This window comes from Streptomyces mauvecolor (assembly GCF_039532965.1).
Lineage (GTDB): Bacteria > Actinomycetota > Actinomycetes > Streptomycetales > Streptomycetaceae > Streptomyces > Streptomyces violascens.
In genome coordinates, this window is sequence record NZ_BAAASQ010000012.1 from 424,435 (window position 1) to 448,744 (window position 24,310).

Consider the following 24,310-nt stretch of genomic DNA (forward strand, 5'->3'; position numbering starts at 1 on the left):
AAGGATTCCCGGCATGCCCGCATCCCCGAGCACCGCCCGGGCCATCAACGACCGGCTCGCCCTGCGCCTCCTGCAGGACGAGGGCCCGTTGACGGCAGGCCAGCTCAAGAACCTCACCGGACTCTCCCGGCCCACCGTCGCCGACCTCGTCGAACGCCTCCAGGGCTCCGGCCTGGTCCACGTGGTGGGGGAGTCGGGTGCCGAGCGGCGCGGCCCCAACGCGCGCCTGTACGCGATCGTCGCCGACCGGGCCCATTTCGCGGCCCTGGACGTCCGCACGCACAGCGTGTCCCTCGTCGTCGCCGATCTGCTGGGGGCGCCGCTGGCCGAGGCGACCCTGCCGATCGAACCGGAGGCCGGCACGGGACCCGCCGTCGAGCAGGCCGTCGCCCTTCTGGAACGCACCGCCAAGGAGGCGGGCGCCGAGCGGCTGCACAGCGTGGGGATCGGCGCGCCCGGACTCATCGACCCGGCGAGCGGCGAACTGCGCGACAGCAGCGGGCTGCCCGCCTGGCACCGCGAACTCGTCCGCGTCCTGGCCGGGCGCCTGCCCGCCGCCGTGCTCGTCGAGAACGAGACCAACCTGGCCGCCGTGGCCGAGCAGCGGCTCGGCGCGGCCCGCGGGCAGGACACCTTCGTGCTGCTGTGGCTCGGGCAGGGCATCGGCGCGGCCGTCGTCCTGGACGGGAAACTGCGCAGGGGTGCCTCGGGCGGCGCGGGCGAGATCGGATTCATGCCGGTGCCCGGCACCGGCGGCCTGCCGTCCGCGACCGGCTGCGACGGCGGCTTCCACGAGCTGGTGCACGCGGGCGCGGTGGCCCGCCTCGCCGCCGCGCACGGGCGGCCCGGCAGCGCGGAAGAGGCCGTACGGGATGCCGACGGGCCCTTCCTCGACGCGCTGGCCGAGCGGCTCGCGATCGGGGCGGCGGGCGTGGTCGCGGTCCTCGACCCCGGCTTGATCGTCCTGGGCGGCGAACTGGGCCACGCCGGCGGGCAGTTGCTCGCCGGCCGGGTCCAGCGCGCCCTGGCCGCCCTGACCCCCCTCGCCACCGAGGTGAGACCGAGCGAACTGGGCGACGGCGCGGTCCTCAGCGGCGCCCTGCTCACCGCACGGGACGCGGCCCAGGACGACCTGTTCGCACCGAAGGTGTGAGGTTGCTTCAGGTTTGAAAGCCCGACGGCGGCCAAGGGCCGGGAGACCGCCGCCGGGCGTATGGGGCGGGGAGCCGGATCAGCAGGCGCCGAGGTCCTGCCAGACTCCCCAGTCACCGGTAGTACCCGGTTCCTCGCCCTTCGTCCACCACTTGGACTTCCAGGTGTGCGACTTGTACGAGACGGTCGTGCCGCCGCCGTACTCCGAACCCGCCGACCAGAGCGGCGCGGCGCACGTGCCGCCCGAAGGCGTGGGTGACGGCGAAGGGCTTGCCGAGCCCGAAGGCGTAGGGGAGGGCGAGGCGCCCGGGTCGCTCACCGCGGCGCCCCGGGTGTGGTCGCCGGCCAGTGCGTAGGTCTTGCCACCGAAGGTCACCGTCCAGTTCGAGGGGGTGGAAACCGGCAGGTAGTAGACGAAGTCGAGGGTGACCGAGGCGCCCGGGGCCAGTGACTGCCAGCCCGGCAGCTTCAGCGAGACGCGGTTGTAGTCGCCCTTCAGTCCGCCGATGTTGTTCGCCGCGGTGTGGTCGCTGCGCACGATCGTCGTGCCGAAGCCGGACTGGTCCTTGGCGTTGGCCGGGGCCGAAGTGCCGTAGTCGAACTGGAATTCCGTGCCGCCGGGCAGCGTCGCCGTGGTGTTGTTGGTGATCGTCACCTTGGGACTGATGGGGTAGTTGGAGTCGCCGAGCGGGAACTGCCCGAAGTCCACGCCGATGTTCAGCGCCTGCGTCGGCAGATCGATGGTGGAGCGCTTGTTGCCGTAGGGGGCGGCCGACTTGAACTTGTCGTACATCGCGCCGGTCAGCGTCGAGCCCTGCTCGTACTGGCCCTTGGCCGTGTTCCACTGGTAGTCGCCGGCGAGTTCCCAGACCATGGTGCCGCCGATGCCCTTGTCGACGACGTAGTCGGCCTTGGCGTTGACGGACTGCTCGTCCTCGGTGGACAGGAAGACCTTCTTCTGGTTGTTCCAGAGCCAGGGCGCCACCAGTGTCGCGTCGTACTGGCGGACGTAGCTGCCGGTCAGTTTGCTGTCGGAGGCGAGGCCGTACTTGCTGACGTAGTCGCCGACGATGCCCTTCTCCAGGTTCTTGGCGTGCCACATCGGGTTGGAACCGGCGGGCGCCTCCTTGCCGTTGGCGTCCAGGTCGTGCCAGAGGTTGTCGATGCCGACGGCACCGTCACCGCAGGCGGTGAGCCCCGCACCGGCCGGGCAATTCGTCGAAGGCGCCTTCCCCCACAGCCCGTTGCTGCCGCCCTGCACATTCCGGAATCCGCGCGTGTAGTACGGCAGGCCCATATTGATGCGCCCGGCCGGCAGGGAACCGCGGAAGTAGTGATAGGCCCAGTCGGCGTTGAGATAGCCGATTCCGCCGTACTGGGAGGTGGAATAGACGCCGGCGGCCGCGAGTTCGGCGTCCTTCCCGTCGTCGAAGAGCGAGGCATTCGGGCCGACGTACTGGTTCCAGGCGCCGTGCAAGTCGTACGACATGATGTTGACGTAGTCCAGGTACTGCTGGACCTGGAAGGTCTCCATGCCGCGCAGCAGATAGCCGGACGAGGGCGCGGCCACCGACAGCAGGTAGTGCTTTCCGTCGGCCGCCCCCGCGCGGTCGAGCTTCTCGCGCAGCGACTTCATCAGGGCCGCATAGCCCTTGACGAGTCCGGCCCGGCGGGCGTTGGAGATCGTCAGGTCGAGCGGGTTGCCCGCGTCCTTCATGGTCGTCGGGTATTCGTAGTCGATGTCGACGCCGTTGAAGCCGTACTTCTTGATGAAGGCGACCGCCGAGTCGGCGAACGTGTCGACGCCCGCCTGATTGACGGAGCCGTCCGTGTTGGTGGCCATGGAGTAGAAGCCGCCGGAGTCGACGCGCTTGCCGTCGTCACCGAAATAACCGCCGGTCTCGGCCCAGCCGCCCACAGAAACAAGGGTCTTTACGTTGGGGTGCTGCTTCTTGAATTTGTTGAGCAGATTGAAATGTCCCTTGTACGGGAGCGAGGGGTCCATCTCGGCGCCCGCGACGCCGGGCCAGGTCATTCCGGTCGCGGCGTTCTTCTCGCTGTCGGTGCCGACGGAGATCTTGTTGTCGGAACCGACGTGCGCGAAGGCGTAGTTGATGTGGGTGACCTTGTCCCACGGGATGTCGGAGGCGAGGTAGGCGGGCGTCCCGTCCTGGCCGGTGCGCCAGCCGGTGAAGTAGCCGATCACGCGGCGCTGGTGGTCGGCGCCCATCTTCTCGCGGCCGTCGGTGTCGTACACCGAGCAGTACGGGACGTCGACGCCCGGAGTCCTGTAGAGCCCGTCGGGGCGACAGGCCTCATTGTCCGCGGCGGCCTGCGAGACGCCGGTGGACAGCGAGCCGAACAGCAGCCCGGCGACCGCGGTGGCGGTCGTGAGCAGCGCGGCCCGTCTGTGGGTGGGGGAGAGCACGAGCAGTTCCTCCTGGGAGGTCGGGCGGAACACAACGAACATGGCGGTGGTCGTGCACGGCCCCGGCGTGCGCACACCGGCGGGCCTCTCCTCGGAGGTGACGCAGAGATTAAAAGGACTAGACCAGTGCGTCAATAGGTATGGACCAAAGGAGACCCCCGTGCCTGGGGTGCCGCCGGGTCCTCGCTGGAGTGCCGCTCGAATCCGGCCATCCTGTGAGCCAGGCCACATCCCCTCGCTCGCATGGCCTTCGATCAGGCGTGGCACACTGGCCCTGTACCAGCAGCAGCGCACTCCGGGGTCGGTGTAATTCCGAACCGGCGGTAATAGTCCGCGACCCGTCCGCATCCAGCGGCCGGTTGACCAGGTGAAATTCCTGGACCGACGGTGAAAGTCCGGATGGGAGGCAGTGCGCGGCGGGCGGACCGTTCCACGGTCGCGCCGGCCGTCTGTTACCGGTCGCCGTCCAAGGCACCGGTCTCTTTCGGCCGTGGCGTGAGCTGTGCGCGATGGTCTTTTCCCGCTTTCTGTCGTCATCGACAGGCCCCGGAGTCCGTGCCCGAAGAGGCAGGAGGACCCGGTGGCCACCGCAGCCGACGCAGACGCCATGCGCCGAGCCATTGAGCTCGCCGCGCGCGGACTCGGCTCCACCAGCCCCAATCCGGTCGTCGGGTGCGTCATCACCGACGCCTCCGGCGCGGTCGTCGGCGAGGGCTTCCACCAGCGGGCCGGCGGCCCGCACGCCGAGGTCCACGCCCTCGAAGCCGCAGGTGAGCGCGCCCGTGGCGGCACCGCCTACGTCAGCCTCGAACCCTGCAACCACACCGGCCGCACCGGCCCCTGCGCCCAGGCGCTCATCACGGCGGGTGTCATCCGCGTCTTCTACGCGGTCGGCGATCCAAACCCCCAGGCCACCGGCGGCGCCGACACCCTGCGCGCGGCCGGCGTCCGGACCGAGCGGGGCCTCCTCGCGGACGAGGCCGAGGCGGTCAACACCGCCTGGCTCACCTCCGTCCGGCTCGGCCGCCCGCACGTCACCTGGAAGTACGCGGCGACCCTCGACGGCAGGACCGCCGCCGAGGACGGCACCAGCCGCTGGATCACCTCCGCCGAAGCCCGCGCCGACGTCCACCGGCTGCGCGCCGAGTCCGACGCCGTGGTCGTGGGCTCCGGCACCGCACGCACCGACGACCCGCACCTCGCGGTCCGCGGCATCGAAGGCTCCACTCAGCCCCTGCGCGTGGCGGTCGACACCAACGCCACCGCGGTCAAGCCCGGCGCCCGCATCCTCGACGACGCGGCGCCCACCCTCATCGCGGTCGCCGAGGACGCCAATGCGGCCCACCTGCCCGGGGCGGCGGTCCTGCGCCTGCCGCGCACCGCCACCGGTCTGGACATCCCGGCGCTGCTCGCCGCTCTCCACGCCCGCGGCGTGCGCTCCGTACTCCTCGAAGGCGGCCCCACGCTGGCCGGTGCCTTCGTCGCCGCGGGCGCCGTCGACAAGGTCGTCGGCTACCTCGCACCCGCCCTGCTCGGCGCCGGGCCCACCGCCCTCGCCGGCGCAGGAATCTCCACCATCACCGAGGCGTTGCGGCTCGACATCACCGAGACCGTGCGCATCGGCCCCGATCTGCGCATCACTGCCACCCCTCTCGCCAAGGAGCGCTGAACGTGTTCACCGGAATCGTCGAAGAGCTGGGCGAAGTCACCGCCATCGAGAACCTCGGTGACGCCTCCCGCTTCCGTCTGCGCGGCCCCGTCGTCACCGAGGGCGCCGGACACGGCGACTCGATCGCCGTCAACGGCGTGTGTCTGACGGTCGTCGAGTTCGGCGACGGCGAGTTCACCGCCGACGTGATGGACGAGACGCTGAAGCGCTCCAGCCTCGGCGCCCTGGACGTCGGCTCCCGGGTCAACCTGGAGCGGCCCATGGCCGTCGGCGGCCGCCTCGGCGGGCACATCGTCCAGGGCCACGTCGACGGCACCGGCACGGTGCTCGCCCGCACCCCCTCCGAGAACTGGGAGATCGTCAAGATCGCCCTGCCCGGTGACCTCTCCAAGTACGTCGTCGAGAAGGGCTCCATCACCGTGGACGGCGTCAGCCTCACGGTCGTCGAGGCCGCCGCCGACTACTTCACCATCAGCCTCATCCCGACCACCCTCGCGCTGACCACGCTCGGCATCAAGCAGCCCGGCGACCCGGTCAACCTGGAGGTCGACGTCATCGCCAAGTACGTCGAGCGGCTGCTCGGCGCGAGCCACGGGGGGAACGACAAGTGAGCGCAGTGAACTGGCTGAACGGCGAGGCCTTCACGGTCCTCGGTCAGCACATCAAGTGGTCGGACATGATCGGCAACACGATCGGTCTGACAGCCCTCGCGCTCGGCTGGCGCCGGTCCATATGGACCTGGCCCGCCCAGTTCGTGTCGGGCCTCATCCTCTTCGTCGCCTTCGCCGCCGGGCACCTCTCCGGCAGCGCCGGCAAGCAGGTCGTGGTGATGGTCGTGGCCGCCGGCGGCTGGCTCGCCTGGAGCCGGGGCCGCCGGCAGGCGCAGGACGGCTCCATCGCCGTACGGTTCGCCACCTGGCGCGAGCGGGCCTTCCTGCTCGGCGGCGCCGCCCTCGGCACGGTCGCCGTCGCGGCCCTCTTCACCGCCTACCCGGCCCTGTCGTGGGACCCGTGGCCCGACGCCTACGTCTTCGTCGGCACCATCGTCGCGATGTTCGCCCAGGCCCGCGGCATGGTCGAGTTCTGGTTCGCCTGGCTGCTCGTCGACGTCGTCGGCGTCCCCCTCAACTTCGCCAACGGATACGCCTTCTCCGGCTTCGTCTACGTCATTTACGGCGCGCTCGTCCTGTGGGGCCTGCGCGACTGGTGGCTGCGCTCGCGCACGAGCGTCAAGCCCGTCCTGGAAGGAGCGACGGCATGACCACGCACGCACCCACCTGGTACACCCCCGACAACCGCGAGGACCTCTCCCTCGACCCCGTCGAGCAGGCCATCCGCGACATCGCGGCCGGTAGGCCCGTGGTCGTCGTCGACGACGAGGACCGCGAGAACGAGGGCGACCTCGTCGTCGCCGCCGAGAAGGCCACCCCCGAGATCGTCGCGTTCATGATGAGCGAGTGCCGCGGCCTGATCTGCGCGCCCATGGAGGGCGAGGACCTCGACCGGCTCGACCTGCCGCAGATGGTCGACCACAACACCGAGTCCATGAAGACCGCCTTCACCGTCTCCGTCGACGCGAGCGCCGAGCACGGCGTGAGCACCGGCATCTCCGCCGCCGACCGAGCCACCACGCTGCGCCTGCTCGCCGACGGCCGCTCCGCCTCCGGCGACTTCGTACGCCCCGGCCACATCTTCCCGCTGCGCGCCAAGCCCGGCGGCGTGCTGGCGCGCAACGGCCACACCGAGGCCGCGGTCGACCTCGCGCGGCTGGCGGGGCTCGCCCCGGCCGGCGCCATCGTCGAGATCGCGGGCGAGGACGGCGTCATGCTGCGCCTGCCGGAACTCGTCCCGTTCGCCCGCAAGCACGGCCTGACGATCATCTCCATCGAGGACCTGATCGCCTACCGGCGCTCCGCCGAGCCGACCGTGCGCCGCGAGGCCGAGGTCCAACTGCCCACCGCCGCCGGTGAGTTCACCGCCTACGGCTACCGCTCGACCGTCGACGGCGTCGAGCACGTGGCCCTGGTCCACGGCGACATCGGCGACGGCGAGGACGTCCTGGTCCGGGTCCACTCCGAGTGCCTGACCGGCGACATCTTCTCCTCGCTGCGCTGCGACTGCGGCCCCCAGCTCCAGGCCTCCATGGAACGCATCACCGAGGCCGGCCGCGGCGTCGTGGTCTACCTGCGCGGCCACGAGGGCCGGGGCATCGGCCTGCTCTCCAAGCTGCGCGCGTACGAACTCCAGGAGCGCGGCCGCGACACGCTCGACGCCAACCTGGAACTGGGCCTGCCCGCCGACGCCCGCGACTACGCGGCCGGCGCCCAGATCCTCGCCGACCTCGGCGTGCGCAGCCTGCGGCTCATGACCAACAACCCCGACAAGATCACCGCGCTGGTACGGCACGGCCTGAAGGTGTCGGGGCGCGAGCCCATGCCCGTCCAGGCCGGCGAGCACAACCTGAGCTACCTGCGCACCAAGCGGGACCGCATGGGGCACGACCTTCCGTGGCTGGACGCGGCATCGACGCCGATGTCCGCCTGCGGCAACCAGTAAGCCAAGCAAGCACACCGGAAACACCTGAGGAGAGCACGTGAGTGGCAAGGGCGCACCCGAACTGTCCGTACGCAACTGCGGGGACCTCCGTGTCGCCGTGGTCGCGGCACAGTGGCACGAGAAGGTGATGGACGGACTCGTCGACGGCGCCCTGCGCGCCCTGCACGAACTCGGCATCGACGAGCCGACGCTGCTGCGCGTCCCCGGCAGCTTCGAACTGCCCGTCGTGGCGAAGGTCCTGGCCGGTCGCGGCTACGATGCCGTCGTCGCACTCGGCGTCGTCATCAGGGGCGGTACCCCGCACTTCGAGTACGTGTGCCAGGGTGTCACCAACGGCCTCACCCAGGTCAGTGTCGACACCGGCGTACCCATCGGATTCGGCGTGCTGACCTGCGACACCGAGGAGCAGGCCCTGGACCGGGCCGGTCTCGAAGGGTCGAACGAGGACAAGGGTCATGAAGCGGTCACCGCCGCCGTGGCCACCGCCGCCACGCTGCGCACGGTCAGCGAACCCTGGCGCTGAGCGACGGGGCCCACCCCTTACTCTAAGAAGCATCATGGCGAACAAACCCTCCAAGAGTTTCGAAGAGCTCTTCACCGAGCTCCAGCTCAAGGCCGCCAACGGCGACCCCTCCACCTCCCGCACCGCCGAGCTGGTGGAAAAGGGCGTGCATGCCATCGGCAAGAAGGTCGTCGAGGAGGCCGCCGAAGTCTGGATGGCCGCCGAGTACGAGGGCAAGGAAGCCGCCGCCGAGGAGATCTCGCAGCTGCTCTACCACGTCCAGGTGATGATGGTCGCGCGCGGGATCTCCCTCGACGACGTCTACGCCCACCTCTGAGCCCGCCCGCATCCCACACCACCCCGCACAAGAAGGAAGCTGACCTCATGCTGCGCATCGCCGTTCCCAACAAGGGTTCACTGTCCGGACCTGCGTCGGCGATGCTCCATGAGGCCGGCTACCAGATGCGCAAGGAGTCGAAGGAGCTCGTCCTCGTCGACCCCGTCAACGAGGTCGAGTTCTTCTACCTGCGCCCCAAGGACATCGCGATCTACGTGTCCGCGGGCAAGCTCGACATCGGCATCACCGGCCAGGACCTCCTGGTCGACTCGGGAGCCAACGCCGAGGCGATCCTGCCGCTCGGCTTCGCCCGCTCCACCTTCCGCTACGCCACCAAGCCCGGCACCGCGAGCGGCATCGCCGACTTCGGCGGCATGACGATCGCCACCTCCTACGAGGGCATCGTCGCCAAGCACCTCGCGGACAACGGAGTCGACGCCTCCGTCGTGCACCTGGACGGCGCCGTCGAGACCGCCATCGAGCTGGGCGTCGCCCAGATCATCGCGGACGTCGTCGAGACCGGCACCTCGCTGCGCAACGCGGGCCTCGAAGTCATCGGCGAGCCGATCATGAAGTCCGAGGCCGTCGTCATCCGCCGCACCGGCGCCGACGCCGACGACCCCAAGGTGCAGCAGTTCCTGCGCCGCCTCCAGGGCGTCCTGGTGGCCCGCAGCTACGTGATGATGGACTACGACTGCCGCGCCGAGCACCTGGAGCGGGCCGTGGCCCTCACCCCGGGCCTGGAGTCGCCGACCATCTCCCCGCTGCACAACGAGGGCTGGGTCGCCGTCCGCTCGATGGTCCCCGCCAAGGACTCCCAGCGGGTCATGGACGACCTGTACGAGCTGGGCGCCCGCGCGATCCTCACCACGGCCATCCACGCCTGCCGCCTCTGACCGGCCGGCCGGAAACAGCGCCACCGAAGACAGCGCCACCGAAGACAGCGACGAAAGCGAACGACACCGTGTCCGCCCCCGCGCCCCAGCCCCCCGCCCTGCCGGTCACGTTCAGGCCGACCCGCACCCGGGCCGTCCTGCTGATCAGCGCGGCCGCCATGTTCGTCGCCATGACGGTGATGTCGCTGCTCCTGGAAACCCTGAGCGGGGGCGAGCGGGGCAGCTTCATCCTGATGGCCGCCCTGTTCGCCGGGGTGCTCGTGCTGCTCAGCCGGCCCAAGGTCGTCGCCGACGACACGGGCGTCACGGTCGTCAACCTCACCGCGAGGCGCCGCCTCGCCTGGGCGGAGATCCTCCGGGTGAACCTCCGCCCCGGCGACCCCTGGGTCTTCCTCGACCTCAGCGACGGCACCAGCCTGCCCGCGCTCGGCATCCAGCCCGGCATCGGCAAGGCGCGGGCCATCCGCGACGCCAAGGCGCTGCGCGCGCTCGCCGAAACCCACGGCACGGGCGCCGATTCACCCGGCACGGCTAGCGACAACGGCTGAGCCCCCTGCCCCACCTGGCAGCATCTTGATTACCCTGATGTCGGCGGCGCCGAGTGCGCCCCGCCCCGCACATGGGCCGGCACCATCGGCCGCGGGGCACCAGCGACCCGAGGAGTGACTCCCTCCAGCAATGGACGGATCGTCCGGTAGTACCTGCGCCGCCCCCTCCCAGGAGGCGGCGGCATGACCATCACGCTCGTGCTGCTCTTCGCGGCATTCCTTCTGATCCTCGCCAACGGCTTCTTCGTGGCGGCCGAGTTCGGCCTGGTCACCGTCGACCGGCCGGACGCCGAGCGTGCCGCCGCCGACGGCGACCGCAGAGCCCGCACCGTGGTGCGCGCCCTGCGTGAGCTGTCCTTCCAGCTCTCCGGAACCCAGCTCGGCATCACCATCACCTCGCTCGTCGTGGGCATGCTGGCCGAGCCCGCGCTCGCCGACCTGCTCGACGGGCCGATCGGCGCCACCGGCCTTCCGGCGGGCGCCGTCTCCGGCATCAGCGTCGTCCTCGGCATGCTGCTCGCCGCCGCCGTGCAAATGGTGATCGGCGAGCTCGTGCCGAAGAACTGGGCGGTCTCCAAGCCGCTCCAGGTGGCCCGCTTCGTGGCCGGGCCGCAGGACCGCTTCTCGCGGCTCTTCCGGCCGGTCATCTCCCTGCTCAACACCGTCGCCAACCGTCTGGTGCGGGCGCTCGGCGTGGAGCCGGCCGACGAGCTGGCCTCCGCCCGCACGCCCGGCGAACTGGTTTCCCTGGTCAAGCACTCGGCGCGGGCCGGAGCGCTGGAACAGGACACCGCCGACCTCTTCGTACGGACCCTCTCGCTCGGCCACCTGACGGCCGAGAACGTGATGACCCCGCGCGTCAAGGTCAGCGCCCTGCAGACCACCGCGACCGCCGCCGACGTCCTCAACCTCACCCGCGCCACGGGCCTGTCCCGCTTCCCGGTCTACCGGGAGCGGATCGACGAGGTCGTCGGCATGGTCCACCTCAAGGACGCGCTCGCCGTGCGGCCGCCCGAGCGGCTGCGCACTGCGGTCGGCCTGATCGCCGTGCCGCCGCTGCTCGTCCCGGAGACGCTGCCCGTGCAGCAGCTCCTGGAGCGGCTGCGCAGCGAACAGCCGATAGCCGTGGTCGTCGACGAGTACGGCGGCACGGCCGGCGTGGTCACCCTCGAGGACATCATCGAGGAGCTCGTCGGCGAGGTCCGCGACGAGCACGACGGCGCGGACGCCGCACGGCCCGAACTCGCCGTGGTGGCGGGCGAGGACGGCCGGCCCGCCTGGGAGGCCGACGGCAGCTGCCGCGTCCTCTCGCTCGGCCGGATAGGCCTGGACGCACCCGAGGGCCCGTACGAGACCGTCGCAGGCCTGGTCGCCGATCTGCTCGGCCGGATCCCGGTACCGGGCGACCGGGTCGAGGTGCCCGGCTGGCGGATCCAGGTCCGCCAGGTAGAGCGGTACCGCGCCGAGCGGGTCCGCTTCGTGCGGACGGCCGACGCACCCGCGGCGGAGGCGTCCCGATGAGCCTGCTTCAACTTCTGTTCGCGCTGCTGCTCGTGCTCGCCAACGGCTTCTTCGTCGGCGCCGAGTTCGCGCTCGTCTCCGTACGCCGCAGCCAGATCGAGCCGCTGGCCGCCGACTCCGCGCGGGCCCGCCAGGTGCTGCACGGCCTGGAGAACCTGCCGCAGATGATGGCCGCGGCCCAATTCGGCATCACCGTCTGCTCGTTGACGCTCGGCGCGGTCGCCGAGCCGACCGTGGCGCGGCTCCTGGAGCCCGTCTTCCAGGCGGCCCGGATCCCCGAGGGCCTCGTCCACCCGCTCGGCTATGTCATAGCGCTGGCCCTGGTGGTCTCGCTCCACCTCGTCATCGGCGAGATGGTTCCGAAGAACCTGGCGATGGCGGCGCCCGAGAAGACCGCGCTCTGGTTCAGCCCGGGCCTGGTCGCCTTCGCCCGGGTCTGCAAGCCGGTGACGATCGCGCTCGGCGCCTGCGCGCGGCTCATCCTGAAACTGTTCCGGGTCGAGCCGAAGGACGAGGTGGAGGCCGTCTTCACCAGTGTCCAGCTCGGCCGCCTCGTCGAGGACTCCGGCCAGGCCGGGCTCCTGGAACCCGAGGCCCAGGAACGCCTGGAGGACGCCCTGGAGCTGGGCAGCCGCCCGGTGACGGACGTCCTGCTCGACCGGGCGTCCCTGGTCACGGTCGGCTGCTCGGTGACGCCGAGGGAGCTGGAGGAGCTGACGGTACGCACCGGATACTCCCGCTTCCCGGTGTGCGCGGAGGGCGGCGCCTTCATGGGCTTCCTGCACGTCAAGGACGTACTCGACGTGGAGGACCGGGAGCGCGCGGTGCCGCAGCACCTGTGGCGCCCGCTCGCCACCCTGCGGGCCGAACTTCCCCTGGACGACGCCCTCACCGTGATGCGCCGCGCGGCAACGCATCTCGCCCAGGTCGTCGACGGCTCCGGCCGGGTGCTCGGCCTGGTCGCCATGGAGGACGTCCTCGAAAAGCTGGTCGGCGAGGTCCGCGACCCCGCCCACCGAGAGGAGCCCACCCCGCTGGCCCGTCTGGCCGAGCCGCGCGGCGAACAGGCCCAGCAGGCGCTGGCCGGATAGCTAGAGGGGATCCTGCGGGTCGCGGCGCGTGGGGCCGCGACCCGACAGGACCTCCCCGTACGCCTGCATCAGATCGGGCAGGCGCAGGGTGGACAGGTCGTCCCGGGTCGGCGTCGTCGGGTACATCGACAGCCTCAAGTCCCGGTAGGCGCAGCTCTTCTCGTACAGGGTGCGCAGGAAGCGGCCGTTGCCGAGCTCGTCGATCCAGCCCTGGTCGACGACGTGCCCGCTGATCGAGCGCAGCTCCTCAAGGGCCTCCTCGTCCCACGCGTCCCCGTTCTCCCCGGCGAGCACCTCACCGATCGAGGTGAGTTCCAGGGGACGGTAGGAGGGGAAGTCGACGCGGGTGGTGAAGCGGGAGGACAGGCCCGGATTGGTGGCGAGCAGCCGGTCCATGCCCTCGGGATAGCCGGCGAGGATCACCACCAGATGGTCGCGGTTGTCCTCGGCGCGCTTGAGCAGCACTTGCAGCGCCTCGTCGCCGTATGCGTCGCCCTTGCTGTAGCCCGAGTTGGAGAGCGAGTACGCCTCGTCCACGAAGAGCACGCCGCCAAGGGCCGAGTCGATCAGCTCGTTGGCCTTGACGGCGGTCTGGCCGAGGAACTCGCCCACCAGGTCCGCTCGTTGGGCCTCCACCAGGTGGTCGCCGCCGAGCAGTCCCAGCGCGTAGAAGACCCGGCCCAGGATGCGCGCCACCGTCGTCTTGCCGGTGCCGCTGGGGCCGGAGAAGACAAAGTGACGTTTCGGCGGCTGGACCGGCAGTCCCTGACTGGCCCTGAGCCGCGCCATGTTGAGCTGCGCGGACAGCGCCTTGACCTGACGCTTGACCGGTTCGAGCCCCACCATCCGCTCCAGCTCGGCCAGTGCCTCGGCGAGCAGCACCGGATCGGTGGGCCCGGCCGGGAACTGCGGCGCGCCGGGCTGCGCCGGAATGCCGGGCTTGTGCCGTGCGCCGTCGCGCGCGGCTTCCGGCGGGCCGGACAGGGGCGCCTGCGGCTCGCCGCCGAGGCGGAACTCGCGGCCCTCGGGCTGATCCATGCCGAGGGCGGCCTCGGCCTCCGCCTCGACGGTGTCGCCGAAGCCGGACAGGGCGACCGCGGCCAGGTCGGGGGGTTCCTCCGAGCCGTCGAACCCGTCGTTCTCGGTGATCGCGGTGAGCCGTGCCGAGGTGTCCATGAACGCCGGGTCGACGCGGTGCACCGCCCGGTACAGGGGGAGCGCCGCGGCCGAGCGACCGGTGCCCTCGTGGGCGCGGGCCAGCCAGTAGCGCAGCTCCTTGCGCTGGGGCTGCTCGCTGCGACAGCGCATCAGCGCGGCCGAGAGCAGCGGCTCTGCCTGGCCGAACATCTCCAGGCGGACCCGGGCCATCCCGCCGAACAGACCGGCCTCGATGCCGAGCAGCGGGTCGTCGACCAACGGCTCGGTGTGGCGGACCAGTTGTTCCCAGTCCTTGACGAGATAGGCGCGGCAGGCGTGCAGGAAGCGCACCTGCGGATCGGTGTCGACGGGCGGAAGTCCTGCCAACGCCCGGTCCAGCTCCGGGACATGGCGCCCGTCCAGCCAGTGCGAGGCATGGGCCAGCAGCAGATCGCGCGGGCTCTCCAGGACCGGCTGGACCCACCAGCCGAGCCAGTACCAGGAGTTGAGGGTGCGCCGGTGGCCCGCCCGCTGTTCGCCGAAGCGTTCGCGGTGCCGGTACATGCGAAGCAGCGCGGTCGTCGTGTCCACGCGCAGCGCGTGCAGCCCGAGCCAGCCGTCCGCCATCGAGGGGTCGAGCCGCACCGCCGTGCGGAACTCCTCCTCGGCCTGCGGATATGCGCCCATGGTGTACGCATCCACACCGCGCAGCCAGGCGAGATCGGCCGGGGCGTGTGCGCCCGTAGTGCCGAAGTCCATCACGTCCCCCACCACCGTGCCCCGTGCTGAACCGCCCATTCACACAACGGAATTGACGGGAGTTGACCGCACCGATGTGCATCGTACCTGCGGGAAGGCCCACTGCCGAAGGGGGCGCGGGGGGAGCATCGATGGTGACACAGGGTGAGTGAAATGCCCTGCGTGACGGCCCGGTTGAGGGGCAAGAGGCAGAACGAAGCCCCCGATCACGGGGGAACAACCGGGGGCTTCGCGTCCGCGGCGGCTTCGGAAAGCCGCACATTGAGAACGTAAGACCTGTATGGCCCCTGGGTCAAGCGGAGTTGAGGCACTCGGTGGGCTGTTTTGCGACTGTTCAGTGCGGTGGGGTGAGGTCGTCACGGTGGGTGAGGAAACCATCCGCGCGGGGTGCGGAATCGGGCCCCGGGAACCACTCGTACCCCTCCTGCACCTGGCGTACCAGGGTGTCGGCGAAGGGTCTCGACGGATCTTCGGCGAAATGGCACATCTCCGCCGCCGTCCAGTCGTCCCAGAAAGCGGAGAGTCCGATTCCGTCGCGGCGCCGGCCCCGCCCCCAGGAGGCTTCGGCGTCCAGTTCCATCCATACGAGCAGGGCGAGCGAGGGCCGCAGCGCCCGGCGGCCGGCCCCGACGCCCTCGATCAGCACCACGGGCGCGGGCTCCAGGGCGCGCGCGTCCCCGAAGCGCCGCAGATGCCAGTCGTACGGGTCGTACCTCGCCGCCTCGCCGAGTGCGAACGGGTCGAGCACCTGGCGGCGGAACCGGTCCGTCCAGCCGAAGAACTCCTCGTGCGTGGCCAGATCGTCCAGGTGCAGCACCGGCGCCCCGCCCAGCGCCTGAGCGAGGCGAGCCGCGAACGTGGACTTGCCGGAGCCCGCGTGCCCGTCCACCCCGATCAGTCGCACCGGGCCGCAGGACGGCGGCAACTCCCTTGTCAGAGCGGCCAGTTGGGTCACGGCGGTGTCGGGGCGCGGCGTGCTGTGCATGCGTCCTGCCTGGTGGTGCGGGGGCGGCGGTCGATGTCCCCCGGTGCGGGGGTTCCGACCGTACCCGGTGCCCGGGGGAGGCGCCCGCCGCCCGGGCCTTCATGGCCGATTCCACGAGCCTCCGGCTCCCGCCCAGGTCACGCCAGTGGACGAGACCAATGTTGGAGGCGGGACGCGTGACGAATCACTGGCCCAAGGGCATCGGACCCGAGATAGTGGGCCCGCTGTCGTGCACTAGCCGCCCCATCCGTAACCGACTGGGGGTCCCACCATGACCAGCCCAACCTCGCGCAGAACCGTCCTCGCCGCGGCCGTCGCCGCCGCGGCCGGTGCCGTCGTGACCTCCTCGTCGGGGCCCGCGGCCGCGTCCGGCGGCCCGGCCCGGCCGAAACAGGGCAAGCAGCTCGTGGACAACCGGGCCTGGACCTCGCACGCCGAGTGGCGCTCGGGCGCCGGGAAGGGCGTACGCGCCCAGGGCGGCCGCCGCCCCGGCATCGTCATCGACCGGCCCGCCGGAACCACCTCCTACACCGACCCGCACACCAACAGGACCGCCACCTGGGAGTACGCGAGCTGGACCTCCCCGGCCCACCGCTCCACCGTCCCCGCCACCGAGGCCGTCGCCCACTGGAACGCGCACACCCCGGCCGGTACCTGGCTCCAGGTCGAGCTGCTCGGCACCTACTCGGACGGGTCCGCCACACCCGCGTACGTCATGGGCCGCTGGACGGCGGGCGACGGCGACACCGACATCCGGCGCACCTCCGTGGACGGCCAGAGCGACGGCAGGAGCTCGATCTCGACGGACACCTTCGCCATCGACACACCGGCCACCGGCCTGCGCCTCGCCTCCTACCGGCTGCGGGTCACCCTCCACCGCCTCCCGGGCAGCCGGCTCACGCCGACCGTGTGGCGGCTCGGCGCGATGGCCTCCGACATCCCGGACCGGTTCACGGTGGACGCCTCGGCCCCGGGTTTCGCGGGCGAGCTGGCGGTGCCGAGCTACTCGCAGGAGATCCACAAGGGCCAGTACCCGCAGTACGACAACGGCGGCGAGGCCTGGTGCAGCCCCACCTCCTCACAGATGATCATCGAGCACTGGGGACGGCAGCCGAACCCGGCCGACCTCGCCTGGGTCGACCCGTCCTACGCCGACCCGCAGGTCTGCCAGGCGGCCCGCCAGACGTACGACTACCAGTACGCGGGCTGCGGCAACTGGCCCTTCAACGCCGCGTACGCCGCCACGTACCGGGACATGAGCTCCGTCGTGACCCGGCTGCGGTCGCTGAACGACGTCGAGACGCTGGTCCGCGCGGGCATCCCGGCCATAACGTCCCAGTCCTTCCTGGCCACCGAGCTGACCGGCGCGGGGTACGGCACCGCGGGGCACCTGATGACGGTGACCGGCTTCACCGCCGACGGCGACGTGATCGCCCACGATCCGGCGGCGCCCGACGACGCGGCCGTCCGCCGCGTGTACAAGCGGCGCGAATTCGAGAACGTGTGGCTGCGGACCAAGCGGTACAACGCGAGCGGGAAAGTGGTCTCCGGCACAGGGGGCGTCTGCTACCTCTACTGGCCCGCGTACCCGACGGCCGGGCAGCGCAAGGCGCTCGCGGCCGTCGGCATCCGCTGAGCGGGCCGTCGGCACCCCGGGGCAGTGACGAACGTCTCTACCCCGGGGGCCCCTGGCGATGGCACCGTGGAACGGTCACCGGGGGGACCGTGCACCGCCACACGACCGAGTGAGTTCCCATGACCCTGCCTGCCACGACCGCCGACGACCCCCGAGCCCTGGCCGAGCTCCGCGCCCGCACGGGCGGCCCCAAGGACGTGGGCCCCAAGATCCTGGAGCACGTCCTGGGCTGGACCCTCGTGGTGGTCATCGCGATGCTGGTGACGCAGACGGGTCTGATGTAGCTAATACGTGAGCTCCAGGTCGGCTCTCCAGTGCCGTTTCGGGATGCCGACCAGCCCGTAGAGAGCTCGCACGGGCGACCGCCGGGCCAGCAGAACCACCCCCGCCGGCACGGCGAAGAGCGCGAGACCCAGAGCCCACCCCGCCAGCCGCACCAGCCCGCTCGCGGACACCGCGCCGAGGAACGGCAGCCCATAGACCCCCGCCGCCGCAATGGCCACCGCCAGAACCCGCGGCACCCTGCGGTCCTCGTCCGCCCCCGGCAGCTCCCAGCCCTCCATGAGCCAGCCGATCTCCGTGATCAGCATCGTGCCGACGACGGCGGCCCCGAGGACGAGCAGCGCCAGGAACGTGCCCGACGTCAGGAAGTGCAGCAGATTGTTGATCACGCTGTCCTTCGGCCAGTCCCGCAGCGCCCCGCGGCTCGTGGTGAGCAGGCGCCGGTAGCCGGTCCCGTCCCACCCGTGGACCAGCACCGCGAACAGCAGGAAGTGTGCGCCCACGCTCTGCAGATACGCCCAGTAGCCCGCCCCCACCAGCACGAGCGCCTGCGCCACGAGGAAGCCGAGCAGGGTTGCCACGACGGTGCCGCCCGCGTAGAAGAGCACGAATCCGGCCCAGATCCCCTGGTGGCCGCCGGCCACCTGCATGGTCGCCCACGACGGGTTCTGCCACATCATGAAGAGACCGGTGGGCACCAGGAGTACGGCCGCGAACAGCACGGTCAGCAGAAGGTACGGGTTGGCGGCACGGCTGCGGGTGCGCACTCCCTCCTCGTGCACCGAGCGCTGCCACCACTGGAGCTGGCGGGCCGCCGAGACCGCGAAGGTCGCCCCGGTTCCGTACGCCCAGAAGAGCGCGGCCTGGATCTGGATCACGATGCCCCCAGCGTCAGTCCGTTCGCGACGATGGAATCCGAGGTGACGAGGGCCTGTTCGGCCGTCACATCGGTCATGAAGACGAACGGCGGGACGATCGGCGGCACCGGCAGGGTGTTGGGGTCGAAGGTGATGCAGAGCAGTCCTTCGAGGCAGCCGCTGAACTTGGTGAGATAGAGCGTCACATGCCCGCTGAGGTCCAACGACCGTGCGCCCAGGGCGAGTTCGTCGTGTCCGTCGCGCGTGCTGAGGCGGTAGTCGGTGAGCGAGGCCGAGTTCATCTTCAGGACCATGGCCTTGAGCGGGCCGTGCGCGGTGGGCACGGTCGTCACCCCGGCGAGCAGGAAGCCGTTGGGGGAGAAGCGGGTCGTGGTGACGGTCGGCGGCACTGCCGGGGCGGTGACCGAGCCGGGCTGCGGCGCCTGCTCGGCGCGGTGCCCGCCGAGTGTGGCGAGGAGGGCGAGCGGCAGGGCCGCGGCGAGCGTGTGCTGGGTGCGCACGGTCGGCACCCGCCGCGTCGCCTCCTCCTTCGGCATCCAGCCGAACCCCATCGCGCTGCCCGTGATGCCGAGTGCCATCCCGACCAGGAACCCGCCGAGATTGGTGGCCGCGAAGGAGAGCACCGACAGGATCAGGGCGTTGACCGACACGTAGTGCCGGGTGTGCGGCAGGAACCAGAGGAAGAGCCCGGCCGCGACGAGGGCGAGTCCGATGCCGATCGCGGCGATCCCGCCGAGCCCGAGGCTGACCAGGATGGTCAGCGGCGAGAGCGGCACCACGAGCAGTTCGAGGCCGCCGAGGACGAGGAAGAGCCCCGCCCAGAACGGCCGCGTCCGCCGCCAGCCCCGTAATACCCGCCGGGCCTCGGGCAGCGGCAGGCGTGCGTCGAGCGCCGGAAACCGCTCCGGGCCCGGCTCGGCCCAGGAAGCACGCCGCGGTTCGCCGGTACGGGGCCCCGTCCCCTCACTGGCGCGGGGCCCCGCACCCTGGCCGGTCCGCGCGCCGGGGCCGAGCCCGGCGTACGGACCGACGTCGTCGCCCGGCCGAGGGGCTCGCGGATCACTCTGCACCCGGACCGGCGGCCGGGGCGGCGAGGCGCCGTCGCGGGGGAGCCTGAGCAGCCCGAGCCGTCTCAGAAGCACTTCTTGCCGCCGATGCTCACATCGACCTTCATCCCCTTCAGCCGGAAGTTGCCGCCGGTCGCCGACCAGGCATGCGACTTCACGCCGTTCACCTCGATGTTCCCGGCCTGCAGTCCGAACTTGCCCGGCTCGCCCTGAACTCCCTTGACCGCGTCCAGGGTTGAGGCGTCCCGGCCGATCTGTGCCGTGCCGAACTGGGCGTCGCCGACCAGGTCCTCGCCGTCGATGACGAGATTGCTGGCCGTGACCTCGCCCGCGTCGCCCCCCGCCGTCAGCTTGAACACGACCGTGCCGACGGGCGTGCCGACCTCGGCCGACTGGCAGATGTCGCTGAGCCTCGCGTCACCGATGCCGAGCAGGGCCACGGGGTGGCCCTTGCCGTCGACGGACTTGTCGGTCTGTACGTACGAGGAGAGCCCCGAACTGGTCAGCTTGCCCGACGCCACCTGGAAACTGGTCCCGGAGACCGCGAACGACGCGGCAAGCGCGCCCTCGGCCATCACATTGGCCATGATCCCGACCGCGACGACCGCCGGCAGGGCGACGACCGCGGTCTTCTTCCAGGCGGTTCTGCCTTCGGCCAACGGCCGCTTGGCTGCGCTCACTTGATCCTCCCGTACGACACGTCGTCCAGCGGTGCAGGGGGAGTGCGAATGCAGGTCTGCCATACTGCGGGCATCCTGTGGCAGTTGGAGACTAGGGCCGAATTTGAATAATAGTCAACAGGGCGGTACGACCGAGAGATCCCAGGTCCGCCGCTCCGAACTCATCGCAACGGGCCGGAAGTTGTTCGCCGACACCTCGTACGACGCGCTGTCGATGGACGACATCGCCAAGCACGCCGGGGTCGCCAAGGGCCTGATCTACTACTACTTCAAGTCCAAACGGGGCTACTACCTGGCCATCGTCGAGGACTCCGTCGCGGATCTGGTGTCCCGCGCCGGGAGCGACACCGAGCTGCCCCGCGCCGAACGCGTCCACCGCACCATCGACGGCTACCTCCTGTACGCCCAGCACCACCAGGCCGCGTACCGGACGATCGTCACCGGCGGCGTCGGCTTCGACACCCAGGTGCAGGCCATCCGGGACGCGGTGCGCGAGGAGCTGATCGCCACCATCGCCGAGGGCGCCTACGGCACCCGGGAGATACCGGTGCTCGCCCGGCTCGCGCTGCTCGGCTGGCTGGGCAGCGTGGAGAGCGTCACGCTCGACTGGCTCGCCGCCGTGGAGCCGCCCCGCGGCACGGTGCGCGAGCTCCTGGTGCGGATGCTGCGGCGCACCCTGGACACCATCGAGGAGTTCGAGCCGTCCTGCCCCTCTCCGGAGCCGGCCTAGACACGCCCAAGGGGCGGGCGGCACGTCGCCGCCCGCCCCTCCAACTCCCTGGCTATTTGATCGACTTGACGAGCTCGCCGTTACCGGTGTCGCCGCTCAGCTCCCAGAAGAAGGTGCCGCCGAGACCCTGGCTGTTCTTGTAGGCCATCTTTCCGGCGATGGTGGACGGGGTGTCGTAGCTCCACCAGTTGTTGCCGCAGTACGCGTACGCCGTCCCCGCGACCGTCCCGTTGGCGGGGCACTTGGTCTTGAGCACCTTGTAGTCCTCGATGCCCTGCTCGTACGTTCCGGCCGCGGGCCCGGTCGCGGCGCCGCCCGGCTCCTTCTGCGTCACACCCGTCCAGCCGCGCCCGTAGAACCCGATGCCGAGCAGGAGCTTGCCCGACGGGATGCCGAGGCCCTTCAGCTTCTGGATGGCGGCGTCCGTGTTGAAGCCCTGCGTGGGGATCCCGCTGTACGAGGTCAGCGGGGAGTGCGGGGCGGTCGGACCCTGGGCGGCCCAGGCGCCGAAGAAGTCGTACGTCATCGGGTTGTACCAGTCGACGTACTGGGCCGCGCCCGCGTAGTCGGTGGCGTCCATCTTGCCGCCTGCCGAGGCGTCGGCGGTGATGGCGGCGGTCACCAGGCTGGAGCCGCCGAACTTCGAACGCAGCGCCGCCAGAAGGTTCTTGAACGCCTCGCGCCCGCTGGTGTCGCAGGACAGGCCGCAGGCGTTGGGGTACTCCCAGTCGATGTCGATGCCGTCGAAGAGGTCCGCCCAGCGCGGGTCCTTGACCAGGCTGTAGCAGGAGTCGGCGAACGCGGCGGGGTTCTTGGCGGCCTCGCCGAACCCGCCCGACCAGGTCCAACCGCCGAACGACCAGAGGACCTTGAGCCCGGGATGCTTCTTCTTCAGCTCGCGCAGCTGGTTGAAACTGCCCGCGACCGGCTGGTCCCAGGTGTCGGCGGTGCCGTCCACGCTGGAGGAGGCGTCGTACGTCTTCTGGTAGTCGGCATACGCGTCGCCGATGGCGCACTTGCCGCCGGTCACGTTGCCGAACGCGTAGTTGATGTGGGTCAGCTTGGCCGCCGAACCGGACGTCTCGATGTTCTTGACGTGGTAATTGCGCTGGTAGACGCCCCAGTCGGTGAAGTACCCGACGACTTTGGAACCGGCGGCGGCTGTTGTCCCGGCGGTCTGGGGCGCCTTTTCGGGGGAGGCGGTGGCGCTGCCCGCGCCGGCGAGCAGGGTGACGCCGAGCGCCGCGGTACACGCGGCGGCGATCAGGGCCTTGAACCTGGGGCGTGGGGGGCGGGGTCCGAGCATCGTGATCTCCTCGTGGGGAGGGGAGCGTGGGGGCCGTGCACGACTGCCGTGAGGTGTTCTTTGACATGAACGCACTAAGACGTTGAACGGAACGCTAGAAGGACTAGACCAGTGCGGTCAATGGTTCGGACCAATTCCGGAGCGCTCAATTCCAGGGCGGTGCCCGGCGGGGAGCCCGCGCCGAGTCGGCTCGGAGCGCGGGTAAATCGTGATCTTGGAGCCAGTGACGGGACGCGTCCGATCGGGCATACTCACACCGCCACGGCCGCCCGCCTGCTACTTCCGTGACCCGGAAGGGAAGGTATCGGCCGGAGAGCAGAGTCACCGGCGGCGCCGCCACACCCTGCGCGTGCGTCCGCCGAAGCGCCCGACAGGGAGGAGAGCGCCGCCATGCCCGACCGTGCCCCACAGCCGGTGGAACGACAGCTGCCCACCGAAGAGGCCCGGGACCTTGTCGCCCTTGTGCGCGACATCGTCCAGCGGGAGATCGCGCCTCGGGCCGCCGAGCAGGAGGACGCCGGGCACTTCCCGCGCGAGATCTTCACCCTGCTCTCCGAATCCGGCCTCCTCGGCCTTCCGTACGACTCCGAGTTCGGCGGGGGCGACCAGCCCTACGAGGTCTACCTCCAGGTACTCGAAGAGCTCGCCTCGGCCCGGCTCACGGTCGGCCTCGGCGTGAGCGTCCACTCGCTCGCCTGCCACGCGCTCGCGGGCTACGGCACCAAGGAGCAGCAGGCCGAGCACCTGCCCGCGATGCTCGGCGGCGGCCTGCTCGGCGCGTACTGCCTCTCGGAGCCCTCGTCGGGATCGGACGCGGCCTCGCTGCGCACCAAGGCCGTGCGGGACGGCGCCGACTGGGTCATCACCGGCACCAAGGCCTGGATCACCCACGGCGGGATCGCCGACTTCTACACCGTCCTCGCCCGCACCGGCGGCGAGGGTGCCCGCGGCATCACGGCCTTCCTCGTCCCGGGTGACGCCGAGGGGCTGAGCGCGGCGGCTCCCGAGAAGAAGATGGGCATGAAGGGCTCGCCCACCGCCCAGCTCCACTTCGACGGTGTACGTGTTCCCGACGCGCGCCGCATCGGCGAGGAGGGGCAGGGCTTCGCGATCGCGCTGTCCGCGCTCGACTCGGGGCGGCTCGGCATCGCGGCCTGCGCGATCGGCGTCGCCCAGGCCGCCCTCGACGAGGCGCTCGCCTACGCCACCGGGCGCGAGCAGTTCGGCCGGCCCATCGCCGACTTCCAGGGCCTGCGCTTCATGCTGGCCGACATGGCGACCCAGATCGAGGCGGGCCGCGCGCTGTACCTGGCCGCCGCCCGGCTCCGCGACGCGGGGCGCCCCTTCTCCCGCCAGGCCGCGATGGCCAAGCTGTTCTGCACGGACGCGGCCATGAAGGTGACCACCGACGCGGTCCAGGTCCTGGGCGGCTACGGCTACACGGCCGACTTCCCGGTCGAGCGCTTCATGCGCGAGGCGAAGGTCCTGCAGATCGTCGAGGGCACGAATCAGATCCAGCGCATGGTGATCGCCCGCCACCTCGCGGGCCCGGAAACCCGCTGATCCCTCCGGGGGGCGGGGGTGCCGGTCCGGGCCGGGGGCGCCCGCCCCTGCAGTTCCCCGCGCCCCTGGCTGGCCGCGGCCCGGCCCCCGGAGACGGCTGTGAGCCGCGGACCGTGGGTGGCCGGTCGCGCAGTTCCTCGCGCCCCTTTGGGGGGATGTGGTGCGGGCCCCACGGGTTGCGGCCTGGGTCCCGGGCGGCTGTGAGTTGCGGACCTTGGGTGGCCGATCGCGCAGTTCCCCACGCCCCTTTTTTTGGGGGGATGTGGTGCGGGCCCCGTGGGTTGCGGCCCGGGTCCCGGGTGGCTGTGAGTTGCGGACGGTGGGTGGCTCGTTGCGCGGTTCCTCGCGCCCCTGAGCGGGATGCGGTGTGAACCCCTGTGAGTTGCGTGCCGAGGTCCGGATGGCCATTGGCCTGCGGGCTGTGGGTGGTTGGTCGCGCGGTTTCCCGCGCCCCTCAGGGGTGGCCTTTGCTGGGGGCGCATGCGAATGGGCCCGGATCGTCGACGATCGCGGGCGTCAGCCCGCTCCTGGCCTGTCCGGCGGTTGAGGACGAGCGCCGTTCAGGCGCGATCGGGGGTCCGGGGGCG

General features: G+C 71.0%; 22 protein-coding genes and 1 riboswitch. Of the genes, 15 read left to right on the forward strand and 7 right to left on the reverse strand.

The window, feature by feature from the left end:
* Window positions 1-13: 13 nt before the first annotated feature.
* Window positions 14-1,153: an ROK family transcriptional regulator gene (locus ABD346_RS18820; protein WP_344376158.1), complete on the forward strand. Its 1,140-nt coding sequence runs from the start codon at window positions 14-16 to the stop codon at window positions 1,151-1,153.
* A 78-nt stretch (window positions 1,154-1,231) separates the two neighbouring features.
* On the opposite strand, the gene ABD346_RS18825 is transcribed toward ABD346_RS18820, so the two are convergent.
* Entirely contained in the window at window positions 1,232-3,580 is a 2,349-nt protein-coding gene (locus ABD346_RS18825) for a chitinase C-terminal domain-containing protein (RefSeq protein ID WP_344376280.1), read from the reverse strand.
* A 286-nt stretch (window positions 3,581-3,866) separates the two neighbouring features.
* Window positions 3,867-3,997, forward strand: a riboswitch (FMN riboswitch).
* 163 nt (window positions 3,998-4,160) lie between these two features.
* Between ABD346_RS18825 and ribD the strand changes: the two genes are divergently transcribed.
* The 10 genes from ribD (at window position 4,161) to ABD346_RS18875 (ending at window position 12,700) form a co-directional block, all read left to right on the forward strand.
* A complete protein-coding gene (ribD, locus tag ABD346_RS18830) occupies window positions 4,161-5,249 on the forward strand; it encodes a bifunctional diaminohydroxyphosphoribosylaminopyrimidine deaminase/5-amino-6-(5-phosphoribosylamino)uracil reductase RibD (RefSeq protein ID WP_344376160.1) in 1,089 nt (362 codons plus the stop codon).
* Between the two features lie 2 nt (window positions 5,250-5,251).
* Window positions 5,252-5,860, forward strand: a complete 609-nt coding sequence (locus ABD346_RS18835) for a riboflavin synthase (RefSeq protein WP_344376161.1) — start codon at window positions 5,252-5,254, stop codon at window positions 5,858-5,860.
* 5 nt (window positions 5,861-5,865) lie between these two features.
* Window positions 5,866-6,510 carry a nicotinamide riboside transporter PnuC gene (pnuC, locus tag ABD346_RS18840; RefSeq protein ID WP_344376281.1) on the forward strand — a complete coding sequence of 215 codons (645 nt, stop codon included), beginning with the start codon at window positions 5,866-5,868 and terminating at the stop codon, window positions 6,508-6,510.
* Window positions 6,507-7,805 (forward strand): bifunctional 3,4-dihydroxy-2-butanone-4-phosphate synthase/GTP cyclohydrolase II, encoded by a 1,299-nt coding sequence (locus tag ABD346_RS18845; RefSeq protein WP_344376163.1) that lies wholly within the window; start codon window positions 6,507-6,509, stop codon window positions 7,803-7,805. Before pnuC ends, ABD346_RS18845 begins: the two co-directional genes overlap by 4 nt.
* Window positions 7,806-7,842: 37 nt before the next feature.
* Complete coding sequence (gene ribH, locus ABD346_RS18850; RefSeq protein ID WP_053724473.1) at window positions 7,843-8,328, forward strand: 6,7-dimethyl-8-ribityllumazine synthase; 486 nt, start codon at window positions 7,843-7,845, stop codon at window positions 8,326-8,328.
* 34 nt (window positions 8,329-8,362) lie between these two features.
* Window positions 8,363-8,644, forward strand: a complete 282-nt coding sequence (locus tag ABD346_RS18855; RefSeq protein WP_189962263.1) for a phosphoribosyl-ATP diphosphatase — start codon at window positions 8,363-8,365, stop codon at window positions 8,642-8,644.
* Window positions 8,645-8,691: 47 nt separating this feature from the next.
* The gene (gene hisG, locus ABD346_RS18860) at window positions 8,692-9,540 is read left to right on the forward strand and encodes an ATP phosphoribosyltransferase (RefSeq protein ID WP_189962264.1); all 849 of its coding nucleotides are present in this window, start codon (window positions 8,692-8,694) and stop codon (window positions 9,538-9,540) included.
* 68 nt (window positions 9,541-9,608) lie between these two features.
* Entirely contained in the window at window positions 9,609-10,088 is a 480-nt protein-coding gene (locus tag ABD346_RS18865; RefSeq protein WP_344376166.1) for a PH domain-containing protein, read from the forward strand.
* 183 nt (window positions 10,089-10,271) lie between these two features.
* Window positions 10,272-11,609 (forward strand): hemolysin family protein, encoded by a 1,338-nt coding sequence (locus tag ABD346_RS18870; protein ID WP_344376168.1) that lies wholly within the window; start codon window positions 10,272-10,274, stop codon window positions 11,607-11,609.
* On the forward strand, window positions 11,606-12,700 hold the full coding sequence (locus ABD346_RS18875; RefSeq protein ID WP_344376170.1) for a hemolysin family protein: 1,095 nt from the start codon (window positions 11,606-11,608) through the stop codon (window positions 12,698-12,700). The genes ABD346_RS18870 and ABD346_RS18875 overlap by 4 nt, the downstream gene beginning before the upstream one ends.
* Here ABD346_RS18875 and ABD346_RS18880 read toward each other — a convergent pair whose 3' ends face one another.
* Both ABD346_RS18880 and ABD346_RS18885 read right to left on the reverse strand, forming a co-directional pair.
* Window positions 12,701-14,596, reverse strand: coding sequence for an AAA family ATPase (locus ABD346_RS18880; RefSeq protein ID WP_344376283.1), 1,896 nt, complete (start codon window positions 14,594-14,596; stop codon window positions 12,701-12,703).
* Window positions 14,597-14,930: 334 nt separating this feature from the next.
* The gene (locus ABD346_RS18885; RefSeq protein ID WP_344376173.1) at window positions 14,931-15,581 is read right to left on the reverse strand and encodes a uridine kinase family protein; all 651 of its coding nucleotides are present in this window, start codon (window positions 15,579-15,581) and stop codon (window positions 14,931-14,933) included.
* A 271-nt stretch (window positions 15,582-15,852) separates the two neighbouring features.
* Here ABD346_RS18885 and ABD346_RS18890 point away from each other — a divergent pair, with 271 nt between their 5' ends.
* Window positions 15,853-17,217 (forward strand): peptidase C39 family protein, encoded by a 1,365-nt coding sequence (locus ABD346_RS18890; RefSeq protein ID WP_344376174.1) that lies wholly within the window; start codon window positions 15,853-15,855, stop codon window positions 17,215-17,217.
* A gap of 119 nt (window positions 17,218-17,336) precedes the next feature.
* Window positions 17,337-17,501: an SCO1431 family membrane protein gene (locus ABD346_RS18895; protein WP_344376176.1), complete on the forward strand. Its 165-nt coding sequence runs from the start codon at window positions 17,337-17,339 to the stop codon at window positions 17,499-17,501.
* Here the strand turns inward: ABD346_RS18895 and ABD346_RS18900 are convergent, their stop codons facing one another.
* Genes ABD346_RS18900 through ABD346_RS18910 form a run of 3 tightly spaced genes read right to left on the reverse strand, consistent with a single transcriptional unit; the run spans window position 17,502 to window position 20,124 of the window.
* A complete protein-coding gene (locus ABD346_RS18900) occupies window positions 17,502-18,377 on the reverse strand; it encodes a hypothetical protein (protein ID WP_344376178.1) in 876 nt (291 codons plus the stop codon). It lies immediately after the preceding gene.
* Window positions 18,374-19,519, reverse strand: a complete 1,146-nt coding sequence (locus ABD346_RS18905) for a DUF6114 domain-containing protein (RefSeq protein ID WP_344376180.1) — start codon at window positions 19,517-19,519, stop codon at window positions 18,374-18,376. Before ABD346_RS18905 ends, ABD346_RS18900 begins: the two co-directional genes overlap by 4 nt.
* Entirely contained in the window at window positions 19,510-20,124 is a 615-nt protein-coding gene (locus ABD346_RS18910) for a DUF6230 family protein (protein WP_344376181.1), read from the reverse strand. The genes ABD346_RS18905 and ABD346_RS18910 overlap by 10 nt, the downstream gene beginning before the upstream one ends.
* A 103-nt stretch (window positions 20,125-20,227) precedes the next feature.
* Between ABD346_RS18910 and ABD346_RS18915 the strand changes: the two genes are divergently transcribed.
* Window positions 20,228-20,854 (forward strand): TetR/AcrR family transcriptional regulator, encoded by a 627-nt coding sequence (locus tag ABD346_RS18915; RefSeq protein ID WP_344376183.1) that lies wholly within the window; start codon window positions 20,228-20,230, stop codon window positions 20,852-20,854.
* A 52-nt stretch (window positions 20,855-20,906) separates the two neighbouring features.
* Here ABD346_RS18915 and ABD346_RS18920 read toward each other — a convergent pair whose 3' ends face one another.
* Window positions 20,907-22,160, reverse strand: a complete 1,254-nt coding sequence (locus ABD346_RS18920) for a glycoside hydrolase family 18 protein (RefSeq protein WP_344376186.1) — start codon at window positions 22,158-22,160, stop codon at window positions 20,907-20,909.
* Between the two features lie 390 nt (window positions 22,161-22,550).
* Between ABD346_RS18920 and ABD346_RS18925 the strand changes: the two genes are divergently transcribed.
* The gene (locus ABD346_RS18925; protein WP_053724461.1) at window positions 22,551-23,723 is read left to right on the forward strand and encodes an acyl-CoA dehydrogenase family protein; all 1,173 of its coding nucleotides are present in this window, start codon (window positions 22,551-22,553) and stop codon (window positions 23,721-23,723) included.
* Window positions 23,724-24,310 lie beyond the last annotated feature (587 nt).